Consider the following 2,018-nt stretch of genomic DNA (forward strand, 5'->3'; position numbering starts at 1 on the left):
CATTACCAAAAGATGAAAAAATAAAAGCGGTGAAACCAAAAAGCATTATCAAGATACCTGCAAAAGCTAGGATAATTTTTTTTGTTAGTGGATACTTTTGTTTTTTCATAGCTTCAAGTGTAATCAAAAATTCGTTAAAAAGACTTAAAAATTAGGCACTTTTAAAAGAAATCAAGGTAGAATCTAGACTTTATTTGTCTAACAAAAGGGAATTTATGGACTACAAAGATACACTAGCATTACCTACAACAAACTTTCCTATGCGTGGAAATCTCCCGCAAAATGAACCGAAGACCTATCAACTATGGAAAAGTAGTCGTATTTATCCAACGATGGAACAAAACCGCAAAAATGCGAGCGTTACTTTTAATCTACACGATGGACCACCTTATGCAAACGGACATATTCATATCGGACACGCACTCAATAAAATCCTCAAAGATATGATTGTAAAACAGCATTATTTTCAAGGCGAAAAAGTATTTTACACACCGGGTTGGGATTGCCACGGATTGCCTATTGAACAACAAGTAGAAAAAAAGCTTAGCAAAGAAAAAAAGGATTCCTTACCCAAAATCAAAATCCGCGAACTTTGTCGCAAACACGCAGAGGAATTTGTCCAAATCCAAAAAAATGAATTTTTAGAACTCGGAATCTTTGGAGATTTTGAGAATCCTTATAAAACGATGGATTTTGCCTTTGAAGCAGAAATCTACAAAGCACTTTGTGGAGTTGCCAAAAAAGGCTTACTCAAAGAGCGCAGTAAGCCTGTTTATTGGAGTTGGGCTTGTCAAACTGCCTTAGCAGAAGCTGAAGTGGAGTACGAGGAAAAAGAGAGCGATTCCATCTTTGTCGCTTTTCCCTTGCAAGAAGATGCGCTTCAAGCATTAGGCGCGCAAGAATTAGGAATCCACAAAGCCTCTTGTGTTATTTGGACAACTACTCCTTGGACTCTTCCTGCAAATAGCGGAATCGCTCTTAATCCCGAAGAACTCTACGCATTAACACAAGACAATAAAATAGTCCTCGCCTCCCAAGTAGAGAAATTGGCAGAACTTGGCATAGTGAAAAACAAGATTCTAAAAACATTCCACTCCCAAATCTTAGAAAACAAACACGCAACCAATCCGCTAAATGGAAGGAATTCTAAAATCATCTTAGGAGAACATGTCGCAAGCAACGAGGGAAGCGGTTGCGTGCATACTGCACCCGGACACGGAGAGGACGACTATTTCATCGGACTAAAATACGACTTGCCTATGTTAATGCCCGTAGATGATAAAGGTTGTTTTGATGAAACATTAATAAAGGAAAAATTATTCTTCAATCCCGATGAATTTGTGGGAAAATTTATCTTTGATACACACCCAAGAATCTTGGAGCTTTTGGGAGAACATTTGTTGCTTCATAGCAAAATCAAACATTCTTATCCGCATTGTTGGCGTTCGCACCAACCCGTAATTTTTCGCGCAACTGCACAATGGTTTATTCTAATGGACGAACCCTATACAAGCAATGGAGAAACTTTGCGTCAAGTCGCTTTACAACAAATTAAAAAAACGCGATTCTATCCCGAACACGGAATGCACAGAATCTACTCTATGATAGAGAATCGCCCCGATTGGTGTATTTCAAGGCAAAGAGATTGGGGTGTTCCGATTGCCTTTTTTAAAGACAAGCAAAGTGGCAAGGTTTTATTGGATTCAGAGATTTTGGATTTTGTTGCGGAAATTTTTACCAAAGAAGGTTGTGATGCGTGGTGGAGCAAAAGTGTAGAGGAACTCCTCCCGCCTCAACACAAAGACAAAGCAGGACATTTAGAAAAAGTGCAGCACATTTTAGATGTGTGGTTTGATAGTGGAAGCACTTGGAAAGCCGTGCTAGAGAGCGATAAATATGCTAGCGGAGGGAATCCTGCTAGTATGTATTTAGAGGGAAGCGACCAACATAGAGGTTGGTTTCATAGCTCTTTGCTCGTCAGCTGTGCAATCCATCAATGCGCACCTTACAAAAGTATC

Annotated in this window: 1 protein-coding gene; it reads left to right on the plus strand. The window is 39.3% G+C overall.

Annotation, left to right across the window (positions count from 1 at the left end):
- Nucleotides 1-215: 215 nt before the first annotated feature.
- A partial coding sequence (gene ileS / locus Q1553_RS06270; protein WP_300842823.1) for an isoleucine--tRNA ligase occupies nt 216-2,018 on the plus strand: 1,803 nt, incomplete at its 3' end.

Origin of the sequence: Helicobacter sp. UBA3407 (genome assembly GCF_949747025.1) — a bacterium.
Taxonomy (GTDB): domain Bacteria; phylum Campylobacterota; class Campylobacteria; order Campylobacterales; family Helicobacteraceae; genus Helicobacter_D; species Helicobacter_D ganmani.